The sequence below is a fragment of the Pseudomonas inefficax genome (assembly GCF_900277125.1).
In the GTDB taxonomy this organism is placed as follows: domain Bacteria; phylum Pseudomonadota; class Gammaproteobacteria; order Pseudomonadales; family Pseudomonadaceae; genus Aquipseudomonas; species Aquipseudomonas inefficax.
This window is the reverse complement of sequence record NZ_OPYN01000012.1, coordinates 1-18,678: the sequence shown is the minus strand read 5'-3', so window position 1 is coordinate 18,678 and position 18,678 is coordinate 1. Positions and strand designations below refer to the sequence as shown.

Sequence of the window (18,678 nt, the reverse complement as noted above, 5' to 3'; positions counted from 1 at the left end):
AAGGTGATCGACGATCGGCCAATACCGCGCTGAACTCCTGCTGCTCGCGGTATTCACCATCGTCGATCACCTTGCCGTCTTGCACGGTGGGCGGGTAGTCGGCGCCAATGTAGTCCAGCAGGTGCAGGGCCTTGGTGGCCTCGGCGGGGGCTTCGGCCAACGCCAGGGTGCTGCACAGCGCCAGCACCGGGCCGAGCAATATAGCCGGCAGCCAGGCAAGCAGACGGGAACGGGTTTTCATGGCCAGTCTCGAAGGGAATGCGAAAGAGAACATTGTTCACTTCCACTTTGCTTCGCTCAAGGGTGCCGGGCGGATTTCATGAAAAATCTTGGTACAAATCTGATGAAGTGGGATCTGCCGTGCGAGCACCGGGCACTGTCCCTGTGGGAGCGGGCTCACCCGCGAACACTGGCACAGCCGGTGCCATACACCGTGTTGCATTCTTCGCGGGTAAACCCGCTCCCACATGGACCGCACGTACCCCGTTGCCTGGGTGCCTGAAAGTTATTGAAGACAATCATCGACTCAGGCGAGCTTTTCCTTCACCGTAAAATCCACTTCCAGATCGGCGTTGGCCAGCAGGTTAACCAGTGCATCCAGGGAGAATTTGTCTATCTTCCCGTTCAACAGTTCACTCAAGCGTGGTTGAGTGACATGTAGCCGACGCGCCGCATCCTTCTGAGGTAGATCCCAGGCACGCACCGTCTTGACCAAAATCCGCATCAACTGCGAGCGCAGCCGAAGGTTGTCGGCCTCTTCTGGCGTATCAGCCAACGCGTCCCATACAGATGCCGAGCGTTCGTTCGCCATTGTTGATCACCTCTCAGTCCAGCGACTTGAATCGGGCTTTCGCCACATCAATATCACGCTTATCCGTCTTTTCAGTTGTCTTGCGGAATGCATGCAGGACATAGACAGCCTCCGGGCGGTTCACAACATAGAACACGCGAAAAGCACCGTCTTTACACTTGATGCGGATCTCCCGCACACCCTGCCCCACATTCTCCATCGACTTCCAGTCGGTAGGTTCTTCACCGGACTGGATCAAATCCAGCTGATACCCAGCCCGCTGCCTAGCCACTGGTGGAAACCTGCGCACATCATCCTTGCTGCCGCCTACCCATTCGATAGGCTTCTGACCGTCCCACATGCCGCATGCCCCTTCGCCATTGCTCCAATCGCCAGCTGCGCTTGCGCCTCATGCCTCACCCATGTGTTTGGTCATGCCGCTGCACCTTTCTGGCGTACATGGCAATGCACAGATTCCAGGAGCTTGCACACAAATTATATCGATACCGATATAACATCAAGCCTGTAAATGTCCATTATCGACACCGACTAAAACAGAAAAGGAATGGGCAACAGAAGTGAGGCAACTCACCTGAAAAGGCGAGCCAAGGACATTAAACCTGGTGTGCTTCCCAGCCAAGACAGCACCTTCCGACAGGTGCTGTAGGATAATTCGACAGGGCGTTCGAACTGAAGCATTTGGTTTCAGGTTCGGAAATGTCTTACAGCTCTAGAACCTAGGCGAGGGCTCTGCCCTCGATCGCCAGCAAGCCAGCTCCCACAGGTGAATTACAGGGCTCGAAAACAGCGCAGTACATGTGGGAGCGGGCGTGCCCGCGAAGAATCCAACGCGGTGCATGGCACCGGCTGCGCCGGTGTTCGCGGGCACGCCCGCTCCCACAGGGTCCCTGCTAAATCAGTAAGTCATGTGCAGTTCTATGGGAGCTGGCTTGCCGGCGATTTGGCCTCAAGGCTTGGCGGTGTCTTTCCACCCCCCACCCAACGCCAGGAACACGCCAATCTGCCCCAACGCCACCTGGCTATTGGCCGCCGCCAGCTGCGCACGCATGTCGGTATACGTCCGTGTCGCCTGCAAGTCCGCCAGGAACGACTCTCGCCCCGCCTGGTAATAGCGGTGCGTCTGATCGGCCGCTTCCTTGGCCGACTTCTCCGCCTCGGCCAGCGCATCACGCCGGTCCAACAGGGCGCTGTACTGCGCCAGGCGGGTCTGGGTCTCGCGAATGGCGTTCAGCACCACTCCATCGAAATTCGCCAGGGCGGCCTGGGTCGAGGCTTCGGCCATGCGAATGCGGGCGCGGGTGCCGTTGGTGGGGATGCTCCAGCTGACCTGCGGGCCGAAGCCCCAGCGGTTGGTAGATGGCTCACCAAGGTTCTCGAGGATACCGATGGTGCCCACCTGGGCGCCGATGCTGATGTCCGGATACAGCGCGCCAGTCGCCACGCCAATATAGGCCGTGGCGGCGGCCAGCTGGCGTTCGGCCTGGCGCACATCTGGGCGGCGCTTGAGCAGCGCGGCGCCATCGCCCACCGGCACCAGCTGGTTCAGGTGCGGCAGCTCGGCACAATCGGCAGTGCCGGCAGGCAGCTGATCGACCGGTTTTGCCAACAAGGCAGCCAGGGTATACATGCCAGTCTCGCGCTCCGCCTTGAAGCGTGGCAGTTCGGCACGCAACGATTTGAACTGGGTCTGCGAGCGGGTAACCTGGGTTTCGTCGCCACGGCCGGCATCACGCAGCCGCTGGTTGAGCTTCACGCTCTGCTCCTGCAGGTCGAGCGACTCACGGGCGATATGGTATTCCTCGTTGGCCGAGCACACTTGGGTATAGGCCTTGACCACATCCGCCACCAGGGTGATGCGGGCGGTGTCGGCAGCGGCCTGCACCGCATCGGCATTGGCCTTGGCGGCCTCGGTGCCACGCTTGAAGGTGCCCCACAGGTCGAACTGGTACGAGGCACTGATAATGGCCTCGCCGATGTTGGCCACCGGCACCTTCTCGGGCAACAGGAAGGCTTCACCCGACTCCTGCAAGCGCTGGGCGCCGAGTTTGACGCCGCCATTGAAGCCACCCTGCGACTCGGCCACTTCGACCTGGGCACGGGCCTTGGCAATGTTGGCAGCAGCCACGCGCAGCTCGGTGTTGGCACTCAGGGCCTGGCGCACCAGCTCGTTCAGCCGTTGATCCTGATACAACTGCCACCAGTCCTCAGGCACCGGCGCCGAAACCACACTGTCGGCATCCTGGCGCAACGGGCCGTTGAGGTCGCTGCGTTGCACCGCCGCCTCCTTCGGCACTTCATAGTCTGGGCCGACCATCATGCAGGCGCCCAGCGACAGGCACAGCCCTGCCAGGATCAGCTGTTTCATGGGCGCTGGCCCTCGATGATCGATACCGTGGCGGTTCGCCCGGCGATCATGCGGAAGTCTTGCGGCACTTCATCAAAGGCAATGCGCACCGGAATACGCTGGGCCAGGCGCACCCAACTGAACGCCGGGTTGACGTTGGGCAACAGGTTGGCACCACTGCTGCGGTCGCGGTCTTCGATGCCGGCTGCGAAGCTTTGCACATGGCCACGCAGGCGAGTGTTGTCGCCCATCACGCGGATGTCCACGGCATCGCCGATGTGGATGCCGCCCAGCTTGGTTTCCTCGAAGTAGCCATCAACGTGGTATGAAGCGCTGTCGACCACCGACAGCACCGGGCGGCCGGCGGTGACAAATTCGTGATTACGCGGTGCACGGTCGTTCAGGTAACCGTCCACCGGGCTGCGCACCACCGAGCGGTCGAGGTTGAGCTGGGCAGTATCGACGGCCACCTGCGCTTCGCTGACGGCGGAACGGGCGCGGGCCTCGCGGGACTGGCTTTCTTCCAGTTGCTCGGCGGCCACCAGGTTGCCCAGCTTGCGGTTGCGCTGCGCTTCGCGGGAGGCCTGGGCCAGGGTCTCCTGGCGCTCACCCAGGGTCGCCTTGGCCTGGCGCAAGGCCAGGGTGAAGCGGTCCTGATCGATGGTGAACAGCACATCGCCGCGCTTGACGGTCTGGTTGTCACGCACCTCGACCTTCTGGATCAGCCCGGACACATCCGGGGCGATCTGGATCACGTCGGCGCGGATGTGGCCGTCGCGGGTCCAGGGGGCGAACATGTAGTAGACCACCATCTGCCACACGAGCACGGCGGCGAAGGTCACTACCAGCAAGGTCAGGACCACACGGCCCAGGGTCAGCAAAGGTTTTTTCATGGCAGCATCAGGTTTCGGCAAAAGTGGTCCACCGCACCAAGCAGCACGGCATACAGGGCAACGTTGAACAACGCCCGGTGCCAGACCAGGCGGTAGAAATGCAGGCGCACCAGCACCGCGTGCACCCCGAGGAACAGCAGGTAGGTGCCAAACATCATCACCAGCAGCGTGGGCAGGAACACCCCGCTGATATCCAGTTCACCGATCACAGGGGTGCTCCGTCGAGGCCGGGGGGCAGTTGCGGTTGTTCGGCTGGCTCGAGCATCACTTCCACGCCCGGCAGCAGCGCCAGGCGCAGGCCGCTCAGCGCGTGCAGCAAGTGAGTACGGGCATCGCCGCGCTCGTACAGCTCATCCAGGTTCAGCGCCAGGCGCGCGCGCTCCATGTTGCGCAGCAGCGCGGCCGGGGCGTGCAGGCGCTCGCCGGCGCGCAGGCAGGCGGCGTAATGCGCGCCGACTTCCTCGACCACCGTGTTCAGCCGCTCACGAGCCTGCTGGCTGGCACGCGGCATATAGGCCAGCAGGTCCAGCAGGTTCAACCCCACCCGCACGTCGCGTAGTGCCACGCCGCTGTCCTGGCCGGTTTGCGACAAGCGCGGCAGGTGCTGCATCAGGCGGTCAAGCATCTGTACACCGACCTGGCGGTGCTCGGCCAGGGTGGCCGGCTCGGTCATTTCAACGATGTCGCGCCAGGCGAAGCGGGTCATGCGCTTGGCTGCCAACTCCACGCCGAACGGGCGCATTACCAAAGTCCAGATGAAGGCGAACAGTAGCCCCACGGGGCCGGCCAGGTTGGAATTGAGGAAGGTGAAGAAGTCAGCATCGTAGGCGCCCTGGATGCTGATGAAGGTCGAAGTGTTGACGATGGTCAGCAAGGTACCCAGGTAGAAGCGCGGCTGTACGGTCAGGGTGCCAACGCAGATGAACGGCACGGCGAAGGCCAGCACCAGCATCGGGAAATCGTGCAGGTTGGGCAGCACCAGGAACAGGTACAGGCTGGAGAAGATGACCGACATCAGCGTCCAGAAGAAAAACCTGTAGATCTGCGGCGCCGGGTCGTCCATGGCGGCGAAGAAGCTGCACGACACGGCGGCGAGGATCACTGCGCTGGCGCCGTCGTTCCAGCCCAGGCCGATCCAAAGGCCACAGGCGACAACGATCGCCAGCACGGTGGAGGCCACCGAATACAGCATCAGGCCACGGTCGAAGAACGCCGTCAGGCGGCCCAGGCGCCAGTGGCGATACACCGCGCGCCAGGGTTTGGAATCGTCGCTGCGCAGGGCGTGTTGCAGGCTGCAGCAGTCCTGCCACAGATCGACCCATTCGGTCAGGCGATACAGGGCGTTGGACAATAGCAGTTCGGCGCGCTGGTCGAGGGCCGCGGCGCCCGGCTGCAGGCGCTCGATCTGTTCGTGCAGGGCGGTCCAGCGGGCGACCGAGGCGCTGTCGGCGGTGCCCTTGAGCCATTCGCGGGCGGCATCGAGCAACGGTTGCAACTGGGCGAACTGTGCCGGGGCGCGGCCTTCGAGGGCAACCAGGGCGTCGTCGAGGGCGTCGATCACCGGCAGCAGGTGGATCATGCGCCCACGCAACTCGCGGGCGTTCTTCAGGGTATGCGGACCTGCGCCTTCATGGCCGAGCTGGCCGATCATCAGCTCCAGCGAGTTGAAGGTGGTGACCATCGCCCCACGCATGCCGCCAACCTGGTCTGCGCCAGCCTGGCGGGCCAGGTAGGTGTCGCTGTAGCGGATCGCTTCGGTGAACCAGCTGCCAGTAGCACCGACCACAACCGGCGCCAGCCGGCGTGGCCAGAAGATCGCCCCGACCACCGCCGCGCAGACGATTCCCAGGCAGATTTCCTGGGCGCGGGAAGACGCCACATCGAACACCGCAAGCGGGTTGTCGACCACCACCAAGGCAATCATCGGCAAGGTGTAGCCAGCCAGCATCAGCACGTAGTTGTTGGCGGTGCGCAGGTTCAGCGAAAGGAACAGCAAGGTGCCAGTCCACAGGGCGATGGCGATGCTCAGCAGCAACGGCGATTGCACAAGCGGTGGTACGAGGAAAATCGCCCCGCCGGCGCCGAGCAGCGTGCCCACGGCACGGTACAGGGCCTTGGAGCTGGTGGGGCCAAGGAACGGGCTGGAGACGATGTACACCGTGGCCATGGCCCAATAGGGGCGCGGCAACTGCATGAGCAGGGCGATGTACAGGGCGATCATGGAAGCGGCAAAGGTACGCACGCCATAGAACCAATCGCGGGCGGGTGGTACGGAGCTGAAGAAACCGCTCATGCTACCGCGCCTGTGTTGCCCAGGCCGGCGGCTTCGAAGGCACGCAGCACGCGCAAGGCGGCTTCCAGGTCGGCCTGGTCGATGCCATGCAGCACTTCGCGGCGCAGGCGCACCAGTTCGGCTTCGATGGACTCGGCCAGGGTGCGGCCTTCGGCGGTCAGGCTCAGGGCCTTGGCGCGGCGGTCCAGCGGGTCCTCGCTGCGGCATACCAGGCCAGCCTTGCACAACTGGTCGAGCAGGCGTACCAGCGACGGGCTTTCCAGGCCGGCGGCCTGGGCCACGGCCACCTGATGCACACCGTCACCCAGGCGCACGATCATCAGCAGCGGCGCGGCACAGGCCTCGGAAATGCCGTAACCGGTCAAAGCAGCATGGCAGATGCGCCGCCAATGGCGGGCGGCAACCACCATGCCACTGCTGACTTGCAGGCGCAGGAGATCAAGGGACATGACAGGAACCAAGGATATTCATAGTTTGCTAACTATCAATATACGCCTGTGCCTCCCCCTGTCGTCAACCGGGGGCATGGATGAATTGTTGTTCATGCTGGGGTTATGGCCTGACTGTGCCGGCCTCTTCGCGGGTGAACCCGCTCCCACAGATGCTGAACAGGATTCAAGCCATGCACAGTACCTGTGGGAGCGGGTTTACCCGCGAAGAGGCACGGACAGACAACAAAGAATTCAAGGCTGTATCTGGTCCTCCAGCTTCATGGTCAAGGCCAGCGTGCTGCCCATCTGCACCGCCCGGTCACGCCACTCCTGATAGCGGCCCTCGTCACGGCTGCTGAAGTGCACCGCCAGCTCCTCGGCCGCCTGCACTACCCCCGCCGCCGCCGCCAGCTCCAGCCAGTACAACGCGGCCTTGAGATCAGCCTCCACGTACAGCCCGTGCATCAACCGGTAACCTACCTCGAAACGGCAGCGTGCCTCGCCCCGCTCGGCCCCGCGCAAGAACCACTGGTAAGCCTCCACCAGGTCGACCTGCCACTGCAGGCCGCCATCACACACCTCTTCCTCGTACAGGTCACCCAGCGCGGCAGCGGCATGCAGCATGCCCCGCTCGAAAGCCTGCCGATAGCACTCCGCCGCCTGCAGGTAAGAGGGTTCGATACCTTTGCCGAAGTAATGTTGCTGCCCAAGGTTGAACCATGCCGCGGCATGGCCTTGCAGGGCCGCCATGCGCAACAGATGGCCAGCCAACACGGTGTCGGCGCGCCAGTATTTGCCATTGAGCCAGATCCAGCCAAGGTCGTTGAGTGCCGCCACGTTGCCTTGCAAGGCCTGGCGGCGCAGGTCGATGTACACCGCCTGCAAGTCGCTGGCTTCGTCCAGGCGGCTGACCAGCAGCGAGCGCTGGCTGGGCAAGCCTATCCCGGCAAACAGCCGCTGTCGCCTTCCGACAGCGGCCGGTGGGGCGATCACCCGCTCGGGCAGAAGGCGGGCAAGCAGCGAATGGATATTGCTGGCAGCAGACATGTTCATCCTCATTGAACGACACACAACCCCAACCTTCGGCTGTGATGAGGCGTGATTCTGCGTGACGTAACGTCAAAACCTGTCGCGAACGATTCGGCAGCAGGCAACCAAATGCGACTTCCTTGATCTGAGCAGGCTGTGGCCAATTGCCATGCCCCACGCCTGCCGCCATCCTATTGCGGCAAGCCTAGACAAGGACGTTACCTTTTGCCGTTCGCCACCACTCGCGCCACCCTCAGCCGACAGTGGGCGCTGTTGCGTCAGCTGCCCAGCCGTTCCCCAGGCATTACCAGCGCCGAACTGGTCTGGCGCCTGCGTGACGTGGGCTTCACTGTCAGCAAACGCACTGTCGAACGTGATCTCAATGAACTGTCGTTGATATTTCCGCTGGAGCGCAATGACAAGAGCATCCCGTTTGGCTGGCACTGGTCGGCAAGCGCAGTGGGCGACTTGCGCGGCAATTTCGACTTGTTGACGCACCTGCGCGGTGATGCGCTTCAACCGGCTCGGGGTGAGGGGGTGGAGTTGGTGGCGCGGATCAGCGATACGCTGGCACGGCAGTTGCGGGTTGCGCCGTTGAGTAGCGACATGCAGCTGACGGCGTTGGAGCACGGGCATCGGTTGCAGGCCACGGTGAGCGACGGCTGGCCTTTGCGCTGGTGGCTGTTGAGCCATGGGGATGGGGTGGTGGTGGAACAGCCAGCCGGCTTGCGGGAGGAAATTGGCAGGATCCTGAGCAATGCGGCGGCGCAGTACCAGAATTTTTAGCCTGTGCTGGCCTCTTCGCGGGCTTGCCCGCTCCCACAGGTACTCTACAGATTCTGAAGTGTGTGGTTTTCCTGTGGGAGCGGGCAAGCCCGCGAAGAGGCCGGCACAGGCATACCAGTTAGCGCTGCATACCCCAGCGCCGCACCGTCAGCCGCTCCAGGGTATTGAACACCAGCCCTTCCACCAGCAAGCCGATCAGGATCACCACTGCCAACCCGGCAAACACCTTGTCGGTGTACAGCTCGTTGCGGTTCTGGAAGATGTACCAACCCAACCCGCCTTTGCCGCTGCTGGCCCCGAACACCAGCTCGGCAGCGATCAGTGTGCGCCAGGCAAACGCCCAGCCGATCTTCAGCCCCGAAAGGATCGACGGCAGCGCTGCCGGGACAAGGATATGCAGCACCAGCCGCAGCCCTTTCAGGCCGTAGTTGCGCCCGGCCATGCGCAAGGTTTCCGACACGCCAAGAAAGCCCGCATAAGTGTTCAGCGCCAGCGCCCAGAGCACCGAGTGCACCAATACGAAGATCAGGCTGTTGTCGCCCAGCCCGAACCACAGCAAGGCCAACGGCAACAGGGCGATCGCTGGCAACGGGTTGAACATCGAGGTCAGGGTGCCCAGCAGATCGCGCCCAAGCTGGGTCGACACTGCCAGACTGGTGAGGCCGAAGGCCAGGATGATCCCCAGCAGATACCCCTTGAGCAGAATCACCAGCGACACGCCAACCTTGGCCGGCAACTCACCACTGAGCAGGCCGTCCCACAGCGCCGTGGCAGTCTGCAGAAAGGTCGGCAGCAGCAGGTCGTTGCCCTGATAGCGGGCGATGGCCTCCCATAGCGCTGCGATCACCAGCAGGATGACCGCCTTGCGCAGCCAGCCGTGCTGCCACAGGCGCTGAGCCAACGGCAGGTTGCGTTCCACAGGCACACTGAGCAAAGGCTCCAGCTGCACCTCGTATTCCTGGCGTACAGGTGTAGTGGTCATGGCTGAAGCTCCTGTCAGTAGGCGATACGGATATCGTTGAAACCAAGATCGTCGGGCTGTTCGGGGCTGTCCGCCTCATCAAACAGCAAGCGATGGATGCGCCGGGCACTGGCCTGGAAGTCGCTGCCACCCAGGCTGCCCAGGTCGTACTGGTGGCTGTGCACTTCGGCCCGCACCCGCCCTGGGTGTGGCGACAGCAGCAGGATGCGGTTGCCGACCACCAGTGCTTCTTCGATGGAGTGGGTAACGAACAGCAGGGTAAAACGCACCTCTTCCCACAGCAGCAGCAACTCTTCCTGCATCTTGCGCCGGGTCAGCGCATCAAGTGCCGCGAACGGTTCGTCCATCAGCAGGATCTTCGGCTGAGTGGCCAGGGCACGGGCGATCGCCACGCGCGCCTTCATCCCGCCCGACAGGGTATGCGGGTAGGCATCGGCGAAGGCTGCCAGGCCGACTTTTTCCAGGTAATGCAGCGCTCGCTCTTCGGCTTCGGCGCGTTTCAGCTGGCCCGACACCAGCAGAGGGAACATGACGTTCTGCTTTACCGTCTTCCACGGCGGCAACTGGTCGAATTCCTGGAACACCACGATGCGGTCGGGGCCTGGGCCGCTGACTGGCTGACCCTGCAGCAGAATCTGCCCTTCCTGGGGCGAGATGAACCCGGCCACGGCTTTGAGCAAGGTGGACTTGCCGCACCCGGAGGGGCCGAGCAGCACGAAGCGGTCGGCACGGTCGACTTCGAAGCTGACCTGGTGAGTGGCCCGCACCACGCGTTGCGCGGTGCGGTATTCGAGGCTGAGGTTATCCACCTTGAGCAAAGGTGGCGTTGCGACACGGCTCAGGTTGCTGGCCGTGTGGCCTGGCAATGGGGCGGTCATGATCGGTCAGCTCCCCTGCAGCGGGCGTTCATCCTGGAAGAAGTAGTCCTTCCACGATTCCGGCTTGTGCTTGATGGCGCCTACCCGATAGAGGAAGTCGGCCAGCTTGTAGGTGTTCTTTGGCGTGATGGTGAACTCGTACTGCGGGTTGTCGATCAGCTTGATCAACGTGTCGCGGTCGATCTTGGCCTTGGTCACGCGGATGTAGGTGTCGGCGGCGGCTGCCTTGTCCTTCTGGGCAAAGTCTGCGGCTTCAGCCAGCGCATCGACGAAGGCCTTGTAGGTCTTGGGGTTGTCCTTGCGGAATTTCTCGGTGGCGAACAGCAAGGTTGGCGAGTTGGCGCCGAGCAGGTCGTAGCTGTTGAGCACCACGTGCACGTTCTTGTTGGCCAGCACCTGGTCCTGGAACGGCGGGTTGGAGAAGTGCCCGTTGAGTTCGGTGCCGCCGGCCAGCAGCGCGGCAGTGGCATCGGGGTGCGGCACGGCCAGGGTGTACTTGTCGAGGCGGTTGTATTCCTTGTCGCCCCATTGCTGGGCGGCGGCGTATTGCAGGAAGCGCGACTGCACCGAAACGCCTACCGCCGGCACGGCGATCCGGTCTTTGTCGGAGAGGTCGGCAATGGTCTTCACGTTGGGGTTGCTGCTGACCAGGTAGTACGGGAAGTTGCCCAGCGAAGCCACGGCCTTGACGTTCTGCCGGCCCTTGGTGCGGTCCCACACGGTCAACAGTGGGCCGACGCCAGCCCCGGCGATGTCCACCGAACCGGACAGCAGTGCGTCGTTGATAGCCGAACCACCCGACAGCTGGGCCCAATCGACTTCGATGTCGATGCCCTGCTCCTTGCCATGCTTTTCGATCAGATGCTGGTCACGTACTACGTTCAGCAGCAGGTAGACAATGCCGAACTGCTCGGCAATGCGAATCTTGCCTTCTGCTTGGGCCGCGGCGGGGGCCGCCAGGCTGCCGACAACCAGGCTTGCGCCCAGGCCGATGCTTGCCGCCAGGCGGCTGATGGATTTACGCATGATGGGTTTCCTCAGTCGTCAGAACGGGGCATCGCCCTGGATGGTGGTGCGGTAAAGCTTGCGCCGCAGGTGTGCGGGGCAGCCGGTGGCCAGGTGGATCAGCGAGCGGTTGTCCCAGAACACCAGGTCGTGGGGCTGCCACTGGTGGCGGTAGATGTTCTGCTCCAGCACGCTCAGGGCGTACAGCTGTTGCAGCACGTCGCGGCTTTCATCGTCTGGCAGGCCGACGATGCGGGTGGTGAAGCCCTCGCTGACGAACAGCGCCTTGCGGCCGTTTTCCGGGTGGGTACGAACCACCGGGTGGATGACTTCCTGTACCTGCGCCAGCTGCTCGGCGGTCAGGGACGGACGCCAGTTGCCTTCGAACTTGGTCTCGGCGTAGCGGGCGGTGTAAGAGTGCGCAGCACTGCGGCCTTCGACTACCTTGCGCAGGGCCGCAGGTACGGCATCCCAGGCTTTGTGCATGTCAGCGAACAGCGTATCGCCGCCCTCGTCGGGCAGCTCCTGGGCATGCAGCATCGAACCGAGGCTTGGCAGTTCCTTGTACGACAGGTCCGAGTGCCAGAACTTGCCGGCATCACCCAGGCCGATGTTCTGGCCGTTTTCGATGATGTTGGAAACAATCAGGATCTCGGGGTGGCCGGCGAGCAGGAACTGCTTGAGCACGTGGATCTGCAACGGACCAAAACGGCGGCTGAAGGCGATCTGCTGGTCGGGGCTGATGCGCTGGTCGCGGAACACCAGCACGTGGTGGTCGAGGTGGGCGCGATGGATACGGGCGAAATCCTCGGCGTTGACTGGTATGGCCAGGTCCAGGCCGATGATCTCGGCGCCTACGGCGCCGGAGAACGGGCGGATTTCGAAGCGTTGCGGCTGGGCGCTGTCGATGATCGACAAGGCGTTCGAGGCGGCTGACATTTTTCACTCCCACGCAGTGCGCGACTTCAATGGCGCGCAACGATCAGAAACGCACGGGGATTTCCCGTGTGGGTTCAAGTCGTGCGGCGCGTCGATTGGTCGACGGGTACGCAGTGGCAGTGACTATAAAGTCATAAGAGCAATAATTTAAATACCTTTAGAGAATAACCATAGCACCGGGATTTGCTCGCCGGTGATCAGATCAACCCGCCCTGCTCTTCTTCTTCAATGAGGTTGGTCAGGCTGCTGAGCGCCTTGCGCGCCTTGGAGCGGTTGAGCAGCTTGGCCTGCGCGCCAGCGGGCAGGTCGGTGATGTTGAACACACCCTTGGCGGTCAGTACATCGATCAGGTCCTCGAGCACGCGGATCATGTCGAGGTCGCTTTGCTTGAGCTGGTTGAGGCTGTTTTCCACCTCGTCATCGGCAAACCACTCCTGGATTTCGGCATGGTCGGCGGGAAGGATTTCGGTGAACTCGTCGAAAGCGGCCGCTTCTACCCGCCGCAACTGGCCGGCGGCATCGCGTTGCACGTAGAACATGGCGGTGTCCCTCGTCACGTTGGTTCCTTGGTGGTAGACAGCAGCATAGGCAAAGATCGCCGGGCACGCAGGCCCGGCGCCAGAGTATGCGCTGTTGCAGGATGCCAGGATAGAGCCGTGGCCGCTGAGCGGCCAATCGCCGGCAAGCCAGCTCCCACAGGTATTGTGCAGCTCTCGAGAGTTGCGCGGCCCCTGCAGGAGCTGGCTTGCCGGCGATCGGGCTGCAAAGCAGCCCGCTAGCGCATCAGCAATCAGCTGTCTTTGTTGTGGATGATGATGGTCGGGTCAGCACCGCTGATCAACGAGTTGATCGTGGTGTTGGACCAGTTCACCCCTTCCAGCTTGATGGTCACGTCGGCGTTGGCGATCCCACCGGTGGCATTGAGCTTGCCTTCGCTGCTGACCTGCAGCGTGGTCGTGCCTTCCACCGTAGTGAGCTTCAGGTAATTGTCGATGGTGCTGCCCTTCTCGCCCTGGAGCAGGTCCTTCAGGTCGATGCGGTCGCCTTCGGCCACCTTGAAGTCCTTGATAACGTCTTTGCCGATATCGCCAGCCTTCCATACGAAGGTGTCGGCACCGCTGCCACCGGTCATGGTGTCATCGCCCTTGCCGCCAAGCAGGATGTCATTGCCCTCACCACCTAGCAGGGTGTCCTTGCCCACGCCACCGATCAGGATGTCATTGCCCTTGCCACCGTCGAGGGTATCGTCGCCGCCCTGGCCGAACAGGAGGTCGTTGCCCGTGCCACCGTTGAGGATGTCATTGCCATCGTTGCTGCGCGAGACGTCGAACTCGCTGACGTGCTCGACGATGTACTTGTGCAGCACGCGACCGTCGACATCACCCAGGGCAACACCCAGTTGCCCCGCGACATAGCCCTGAATGGCTTCGACACCGTTGCCGGCGACCGAGCCGAAGCTCACCAGGTCACCGAAGATGATGTCGTTGCCATCACCACCGTTGACGGTGTCATTGCCCGGCACGGTGGCTTCGGTGTGGCCCAGGATCGCTTCCGCCAGTTTGCTCGGGTCGATATTGGTCTGCGGCTTGCTATCGGTGTCGTAAGGCTTCAGGTCGTTGACGTTGACCGCGCTGTTGAGACCGATGGCTTCCACGCCAGAAAGGTTGGACAGCAACAGGAAGCTTTGTTGCGAGTTGTAGTCCACATAGTAGTAACCGCTTTCAGCGTAGGAGAACTCAAAGGTGCCATCACCTTGGGCATGCAGCTGTCCAGACGCACCACTGTCGTTGGTCCAGCCCTTCTTGCCCCAATACTCGGCAGTCATGTTGCCTTTGGCATCGATACTGAAGCGGTTGTCGCTGCCTACCATCTTGTCGGTGACCACGTCGCCCAACTTGTAGCCGATCGACTTGAGCACGGCATCCACCGAGGTGCCGATGTTCTTGAAGGTGCCCTCACGTTCACCAGCCTGGTACACGTTCGGCTGACCGTCGGTGATGAAGAAGGTCTGGCGGCTGCCGGTGTTGCCCGCCTCCATCAATTGCTTGAACCAGTTGGCGGTGGTCTTGAACGCATCCTCGTAGTTGGTCGAGCCGCTGGAATAGAGCGTATTGAGCGCAGTGTAGAGCGAGCTCAACGCGTTCTTGTCGCCCAGGTTGACCGAAACCGTACTGTTCACCTGGGTGGAGAAGTCCACCAGCAGGATATTCACTGTGCCGGACTGCGCACCCTTGACGCTGTTAGCCAAGGTATCGAACACCGACTTCAGCGAGTTGCGCGCGGCATCGACCGCGCTACCCATGCTGCCTGAGGTATCGACGATGAACGCAATGTTGTAGTCCTGACCCGGCGTCACGTGCAGGCCACTGATGTCGGCAACGATAACGTCGCTGGTTGCGGTGCCGGTGAAACTGTCGCTGTCGGTAGTCAGGTTGCTGGCGGTGTAGGTGTCCGGATAGACGGTTACCTTGATCGTGCCTTCGGTGGAGGCTTTGCTGCCGCCCACGTTCTCGGTGGCGGTCGAGGTGACCTTCACATCGAAACTGCCCTGGTAGTACGCCGGCGGCTTGATGCTCAGGCCGTTGAGGTTCCAGCCGGTGACGTCAACCGAAGTGGCGCCGATGGTTACGGTATGACCGGCGCCATCGCTGAGCACCGAACCTGCCGGAATGCCGTCCAGCTTGACGCTCAGGGTCTCGGAGCCGTCGGTGTCGGTCAGGTTGGCGGAAATGCCAACCAGCTTGACGGTGCCGTTCTCCGGCCCTTCATTGAGCTTGTAACCGTCGTAGTAGCCCTGGCCATCACTGCCATGAAGGTCGGACACGGAAAGCCCGGCGTTACCCATCGCCGCAACGTTCGGGTACATCGGGATGGCCGAGCTGCTCAGGTCGGTCACCGGGCCGTTACCGACCTTGATGTTGATATCCAGGCTGCCCGGGCCGGACTGGTTGGCGTGGTAGATCTCGAGGGTGTAGTAGCCGCTGACAGGCGGCGAGAAGCTGCCGGAGATCGTACCGCCCCCACCCCAGGTGGCGCCGACCACGCTGGTTTTGCCGATGTAGACCTGCAGGCTGTCATCGGCGGTGCCGCTGAAGGTGTAGGTCTGGCCGGCTTCCAGGTAGATCAGGCCGGAGGTCTTGGAGCCAGTGCCGGCGGCAACGCTGCCGCCCGAGTCGGCACTGGTAACCTGCTCGCTCTTGCTGGCACTGCCAGAGTTGGCAAACACGCTCTTCAGCGCTGTACCGGTGATACCGTTGCCGTTGGTGCCCAGGCCCGTGAGGCTGTTCCAGGTTTCCTTGGTCAGGCCGAGCGAATCGGGGGTGTTGCTGCCGATGTTCAGGCCAGGTTTGTCGGCTACAGGCGTGATATCGACCTTCAGTGTGGCCTCGCTGCCAGCAGCGGTACCGTCGGTAGGCTTGTACTTGATCTGGGCATAGTCGGCCTGCTTGTTGCCAACGCCCGTTCCGCCATATCCGTCGATACCCGACTCGTTGGGTTTTGGCACGAACCGCAGGTTGCCGGCAGCGATGTCGGCCTGGCTGACGGTCTGGTTCTGGGCGACGTTGACCCAGGCGCTGCCGTTGAAGAGCTGCAGCGAGCCCGCTGGCAGCTGGGTGAAGGTCACACCCAGGCTCGACAGGGCGCTGTCGACGTCGGAAATATTGAGGTCACTCCAGGTCAGCACCAGCGGCGTATCTTCGACACCAGTGACAGCGCCGCCGGTGGCGACCGGTGCGTCGTTGACTGCGATCACGTTCACCGTGGTCGTGGCAGTGTTCGAGGTATTCACGCCGTCAGTCACCGTCACAGTGATGACACGAGGCGTGGTGCTCGGGTTCTCGCTGCTGTTGATGAAGGTGATGTTCTTGATCGCCTGAATATAGTCAGCCAGCGATGCAGAGCCGCTCAGGGTCAGGACTACCTTGCCGTCTGTGCTGTTGGCGTTGATCGTGATGCCGTTGACGCTGTTGCCCAGGTTCAGCGCATCACCCGGCTGGCGGTTGGTCAGGGTGACCGTCGCGCCCGTCAGCTTCGAGCTGTCGAAGTCGGTGATGGTGACGTCCACATCGCCGATCGACACACCACTGCCTGGCTGGTTCTCGGTGAAGGTGGTCTGGTAGTCGGCACCGGTCTTGCCGCTGGAATCGTTGCCATCCAGGTCCAGAACCGGGGCCGGCTCGAAGATCTGGGTGGTCACGCTGCCGGCGCTGGAGCTTATATCGAGCTTCTCGAAGTTGCCGCCAGTGGCCGAATCGATCTTGACGGTGAAGTGCTCGGTACCCTCGGTGATGGTGTCCTTGAGGGTCGGGATGGTGAACGTTGCCTGCGTGCTGTTGGCCTTGATCACCACGGTGGCGACGCCGGTGTAGTCCGTGCCATCGCCTGCAGTGCCGGTGTAGCTCAGTTTGACAGTGACGTCGGTCTCGGCCTTGTTGGTCAAGTTAAGAACGTATGTGGCGTTGCCACCTTCAGCGACGGCAGTGGTACCGCTGAGGCTCAGGGTGGTGGTCTGGATGGTGTCCGAGACCGCGGTGACCGCCGCCGTATCGCTGACGTTCAGCTTCTCGAAGTTGCCACCGGTGGTTTCGGTGATCTTCGCCGAAACATTGCCTGCATCGATATAGACGTCATCGGCGGGCGCCGGAACGGTAACGGAGCCGGAGAGCTTGCCCGCCTCGATGCTGATCACAGCACCGTTGCTGAGCTTGATCGTCATGTCGGTGCCAGCCTTGTTGGTCAGGGTGGCGACGTAGGTGATCTGGCCACCTTCTGCGACGGTCGGCGTGGCGCTCAGGCTCAGGCCGGTCTGGTCGATGGTGTCGGTGACCTTGGTAACCGCGTAGGCACCGTTGGTAGCCAGCAGCTCGAAGTCGCCGCCAGTGGTACCGTCGATCTTGGCCTGAACGTTCCCTGCATCAACGTACACATCGTCGCCCGGGGCGTCGATGGTGATCGTACCCTGCTTCTGACCCGCCGCGATGGTGATGCTCTCGCCGTTGCTCAGCCTGACCACCAGATCGGTACCGGCCTGGTTGCTCAGGGTGGCGGTGTAGGTGATCTTGCCACCTTCGGCCACGGTGTCGGTCGCGGTGAGCGAGAGCGTGGTGATGTCCGGGGTCGCCGGGTTGTCGGTGACAGTGGTCACTGGCTCGCCAACGGCTACGGTCTTCTCGTAGTTGCCGCCCGAGATGCTGGTGATCTTGTTGCTCAGGTCCAGGTTGGTGTTGTGGACGTTGTTCGGCGCGGTGAACGGTACCGAAGCAGACGACTCGCCCACCGGGATGGTGATGGTCTGGCCGTTGGCCAGTTTCACTACCAGGTCCGAACCGGTGACTTTGTGATTGACCGATGCGGTGTAAGTCACCACTCCGCCTTCGGCGACAGTCGACGTCGCGGTCAGGGTCACGGTAGTGGTGTCGATGGTGTCAGTGACCTTGGTCACAGCTGCCGTGTTGCTGACATCCAGCTTCTCGAAATCACCACCGGTGGTACCGGTGACGGTCACGCTCAGATTGGCGGCATCGACATACACATCGTCGCTCGGTGCGTCGATGGTGATCGAAGCTTCCTTCTGGCCCGCGGCAATGGTGATGCTCTCGCCGTTGCTCAGTTTGATCACCAGGTCGGTGCCCGCCTTGTTGCTCAAGGTGGCGGTGTAGGTGATCTTGCCACCTTCGGCCACGGTGTCGGTCGCGGTCAGCGAAAGCGTGGTGATGTCCGGGGTTGCTTGGTTGTCGGTGACGGTAGTCACTGGCTCGCCTACGGCTACGGTCTTCTCGTAATTGCCACCCGAGATGCTGGTGATCTTGTTGCTCAGGTCCAGGTTGGTGTTGTGGACGTTGTTCGGCGCGGTGAACGGTACCGAAGCAGACGACTCGCCCACCGGGATGGTGATGGTCTGGCCGTTGGCCAGTTTCACTACCAGGTCCGAACCGGTGACTTTGTGATTGACCGATGCGGTGTAAGTCACCACTCCGCCTTCGGCGACAGTCGACGTCGCGGTCAGGGTCACGGTAGTGGTGTCGATGGTGTCAGTGACCTTGGTCACAGCTGCCGTGTTGCTGACATCCAGCTTCTCGAAATCACCACCGGTGGTACCGGTGACGGTCACGCTCAGATTGGCGGCATCGACATACACATCGTCCCTGCATGCGTCGATGTTCATCGTAGGTCCCTTCTGGCTCGGGGCAATGATGTTTCTCTGGCCGTTGCTCAGTTTGATCACCAGGTCGGTGCCCGCCTTGTTGCTCAAGGTGGCGGTGTAGGTGATCTTGCCACCTTCGGCC

15 protein-coding genes and 1 pseudogene are annotated in these 18,678 nt (G+C 62.2%); 1 reads left to right on the top strand and 15 read right to left on the bottom strand.

Annotation, left to right across the window (positions count from 1 at the left end; translation table 11 throughout):
- The 9 genes and pseudogenes from JV551A3_RS01950 to JV551A3_RS01905 form a co-directional block, all read right to left on the bottom strand.
- Window positions 1-274, bottom strand: a pseudogene (locus JV551A3_RS01950) (cystathionine gamma-synthase); the annotation flags it as partial.
- 252 nt (window positions 275-526) lie between these two features.
- Window positions 527-811 (bottom strand): helix-turn-helix domain-containing protein, encoded by a 285-nt coding sequence (locus tag JV551A3_RS01940; RefSeq protein ID WP_003260206.1) that lies wholly within the window; start codon window positions 809-811, stop codon window positions 527-529.
- Window positions 812-824: 13 nt separating this feature from the next.
- The gene (locus JV551A3_RS01935; protein ID WP_133969885.1) at window positions 825-1,151 is read right to left on the bottom strand and encodes a type II toxin-antitoxin system RelE/ParE family toxin; all 327 of its coding nucleotides are present in this window, start codon (window positions 1,149-1,151) and stop codon (window positions 825-827) included.
- Window positions 1,152-1,757: 606 nt separating this feature from the next.
- Complete coding sequence (locus JV551A3_RS01930; RefSeq protein ID WP_133969884.1) at window positions 1,758-3,176, bottom strand: efflux transporter outer membrane subunit; 1,419 nt, start codon at window positions 3,174-3,176, stop codon at window positions 1,758-1,760.
- Window positions 3,173-4,048, bottom strand: coding sequence for an efflux RND transporter periplasmic adaptor subunit (locus JV551A3_RS01925; RefSeq protein ID WP_010951565.1), 876 nt, complete (start codon window positions 4,046-4,048; stop codon window positions 3,173-3,175). Before JV551A3_RS01925 ends, JV551A3_RS01930 begins: the two co-directional genes overlap by 4 nt.
- Window positions 4,045-4,257: a DUF1656 domain-containing protein gene (locus JV551A3_RS01920; protein WP_003255905.1), complete on the bottom strand. Its 213-nt coding sequence runs from the start codon at window positions 4,255-4,257 to the stop codon at window positions 4,045-4,047. Before JV551A3_RS01920 ends, JV551A3_RS01925 begins: the two co-directional genes overlap by 4 nt.
- Entirely contained in the window at window positions 4,254-6,341 is a 2,088-nt protein-coding gene (locus tag JV551A3_RS01915; RefSeq protein ID WP_133969883.1) for an FUSC family protein, read from the bottom strand. Before JV551A3_RS01915 ends, JV551A3_RS01920 begins: the two co-directional genes overlap by 4 nt.
- Window positions 6,338-6,790, bottom strand: coding sequence for a MarR family winged helix-turn-helix transcriptional regulator (locus tag JV551A3_RS01910; protein WP_112251167.1), 453 nt, complete (start codon window positions 6,788-6,790; stop codon window positions 6,338-6,340). The genes JV551A3_RS01915 and JV551A3_RS01910 overlap by 4 nt, the downstream gene beginning before the upstream one ends.
- Window positions 6,791-7,024: 234 nt before the next feature.
- Entirely contained in the window at window positions 7,025-7,819 is a 795-nt protein-coding gene (locus JV551A3_RS01905) for a tetratricopeptide repeat protein (protein ID WP_133969882.1), read from the bottom strand.
- Window positions 7,820-8,026: 207 nt separating this feature from the next.
- On the opposite strand from JV551A3_RS01905, the gene JV551A3_RS01900 reads away from it, so the two are divergent.
- Window positions 8,027-8,587 carry a WCX domain-containing protein gene (locus JV551A3_RS01900; protein WP_085721815.1) on the top strand — a complete coding sequence of 187 codons (561 nt, stop codon included), beginning with the start codon at window positions 8,027-8,029 and terminating at the stop codon, window positions 8,585-8,587.
- Window positions 8,588-8,705: 118 nt separating this feature from the next.
- On the opposite strand, the gene JV551A3_RS01895 is transcribed toward JV551A3_RS01900, so the two are convergent.
- The 6 genes from JV551A3_RS01895 to JV551A3_RS01870 all read right to left on the bottom strand — a co-directional run.
- Complete coding sequence (locus JV551A3_RS01895) at window positions 8,706-9,569, bottom strand: ABC transporter permease (protein WP_133969881.1); 864 nt, start codon at window positions 9,567-9,569, stop codon at window positions 8,706-8,708.
- A gap of 14 nt (window positions 9,570-9,583) precedes the next feature.
- Entirely contained in the window at window positions 9,584-10,447 is an 864-nt protein-coding gene (locus JV551A3_RS01890; protein WP_112251159.1) for an ABC transporter ATP-binding protein, read from the bottom strand.
- A gap of 6 nt (window positions 10,448-10,453) precedes the next feature.
- Window positions 10,454-11,473: an ABC transporter substrate-binding protein gene (locus JV551A3_RS01885; protein WP_133969880.1), complete on the bottom strand. Its 1,020-nt coding sequence runs from the start codon at window positions 11,471-11,473 to the stop codon at window positions 10,454-10,456.
- A gap of 18 nt (window positions 11,474-11,491) precedes the next feature.
- Complete coding sequence (locus JV551A3_RS01880; RefSeq protein WP_133969879.1) at window positions 11,492-12,391, bottom strand: TauD/TfdA dioxygenase family protein; 900 nt, start codon at window positions 12,389-12,391, stop codon at window positions 11,492-11,494.
- Window positions 12,392-12,588: 197 nt separating this feature from the next.
- Window positions 12,589-12,930, bottom strand: coding sequence for a tryptophan synthase subunit beta (locus JV551A3_RS01875; RefSeq protein WP_133970024.1), 342 nt, complete (start codon window positions 12,928-12,930; stop codon window positions 12,589-12,591).
- A gap of 251 nt (window positions 12,931-13,181) precedes the next feature.
- The coding region (locus tag JV551A3_RS01870) for an immunoglobulin-like domain-containing protein (RefSeq protein WP_133978269.1) at window positions 13,182-18,678 on the bottom strand (5,497 nt) is incomplete at its 5' end.

Excerpts from the sequence above, each read along its gene's own strand:
- JV551A3_RS01910 (WP_112251167.1), bottom strand. The coding sequence starts at position 6,790 with ATGTCCCTTGATCTCCTGCGCCTGCAAGTCAGCAGTGGCATGGTGGTT.
- JV551A3_RS01925 (WP_010951565.1), bottom strand. The coding sequence starts at position 4,048 with ATGAAAAAACCTTTGCTGACCCTGGGCCGTGTGGTCCTGACCTTGCTG.
- JV551A3_RS01895 (WP_133969881.1), bottom strand. The coding sequence starts at position 9,569 with ATGACCACTACACCTGTACGCCAGGAATACGAGGTGCAGCTGGAGCCT.
- JV551A3_RS01880 (WP_133969879.1), bottom strand. The coding sequence starts at position 12,391 with ATGTCAGCCGCCTCGAACGCCTTGTCGATCATCGACAGCGCCCAGCCG.
- JV551A3_RS01940 (WP_003260206.1), bottom strand. The coding sequence starts at position 811 with ATGGCGAACGAACGCTCGGCATCTGTATGGGACGCGTTGGCTGATACG.
- JV551A3_RS01890 (WP_112251159.1), bottom strand. The coding sequence starts at position 10,447 with ATGACCGCCCCATTGCCAGGCCACACGGCCAGCAACCTGAGCCGTGTC.
- JV551A3_RS01875 (WP_133970024.1), bottom strand. The coding sequence starts at position 12,930 with ATGTTCTACGTGCAACGCGATGCCGCCGGCCAGTTGCGGCGGGTAGAA.
- JV551A3_RS01885 (WP_133969880.1), bottom strand. The coding sequence starts at position 11,473 with ATGCGTAAATCCATCAGCCGCCTGGCGGCAAGCATCGGCCTGGGCGCA.
- JV551A3_RS01905 (WP_133969882.1), bottom strand. The coding sequence starts at position 7,819 with ATGTCTGCTGCCAGCAATATCCATTCGCTGCTTGCCCGCCTTCTGCCC.
- JV551A3_RS01935 (WP_133969885.1), bottom strand. The coding sequence starts at position 1,151 with ATGTGGGACGGTCAGAAGCCTATCGAATGGGTAGGCGGCAGCAAGGAT.
- JV551A3_RS01930 (WP_133969884.1), bottom strand. The coding sequence starts at position 3,176 with ATGAAACAGCTGATCCTGGCAGGGCTGTGCCTGTCGCTGGGCGCCTGC.
- JV551A3_RS01915 (WP_133969883.1), bottom strand. The coding sequence starts at position 6,341 with ATGAGCGGTTTCTTCAGCTCCGTACCACCCGCCCGCGATTGGTTCTAT.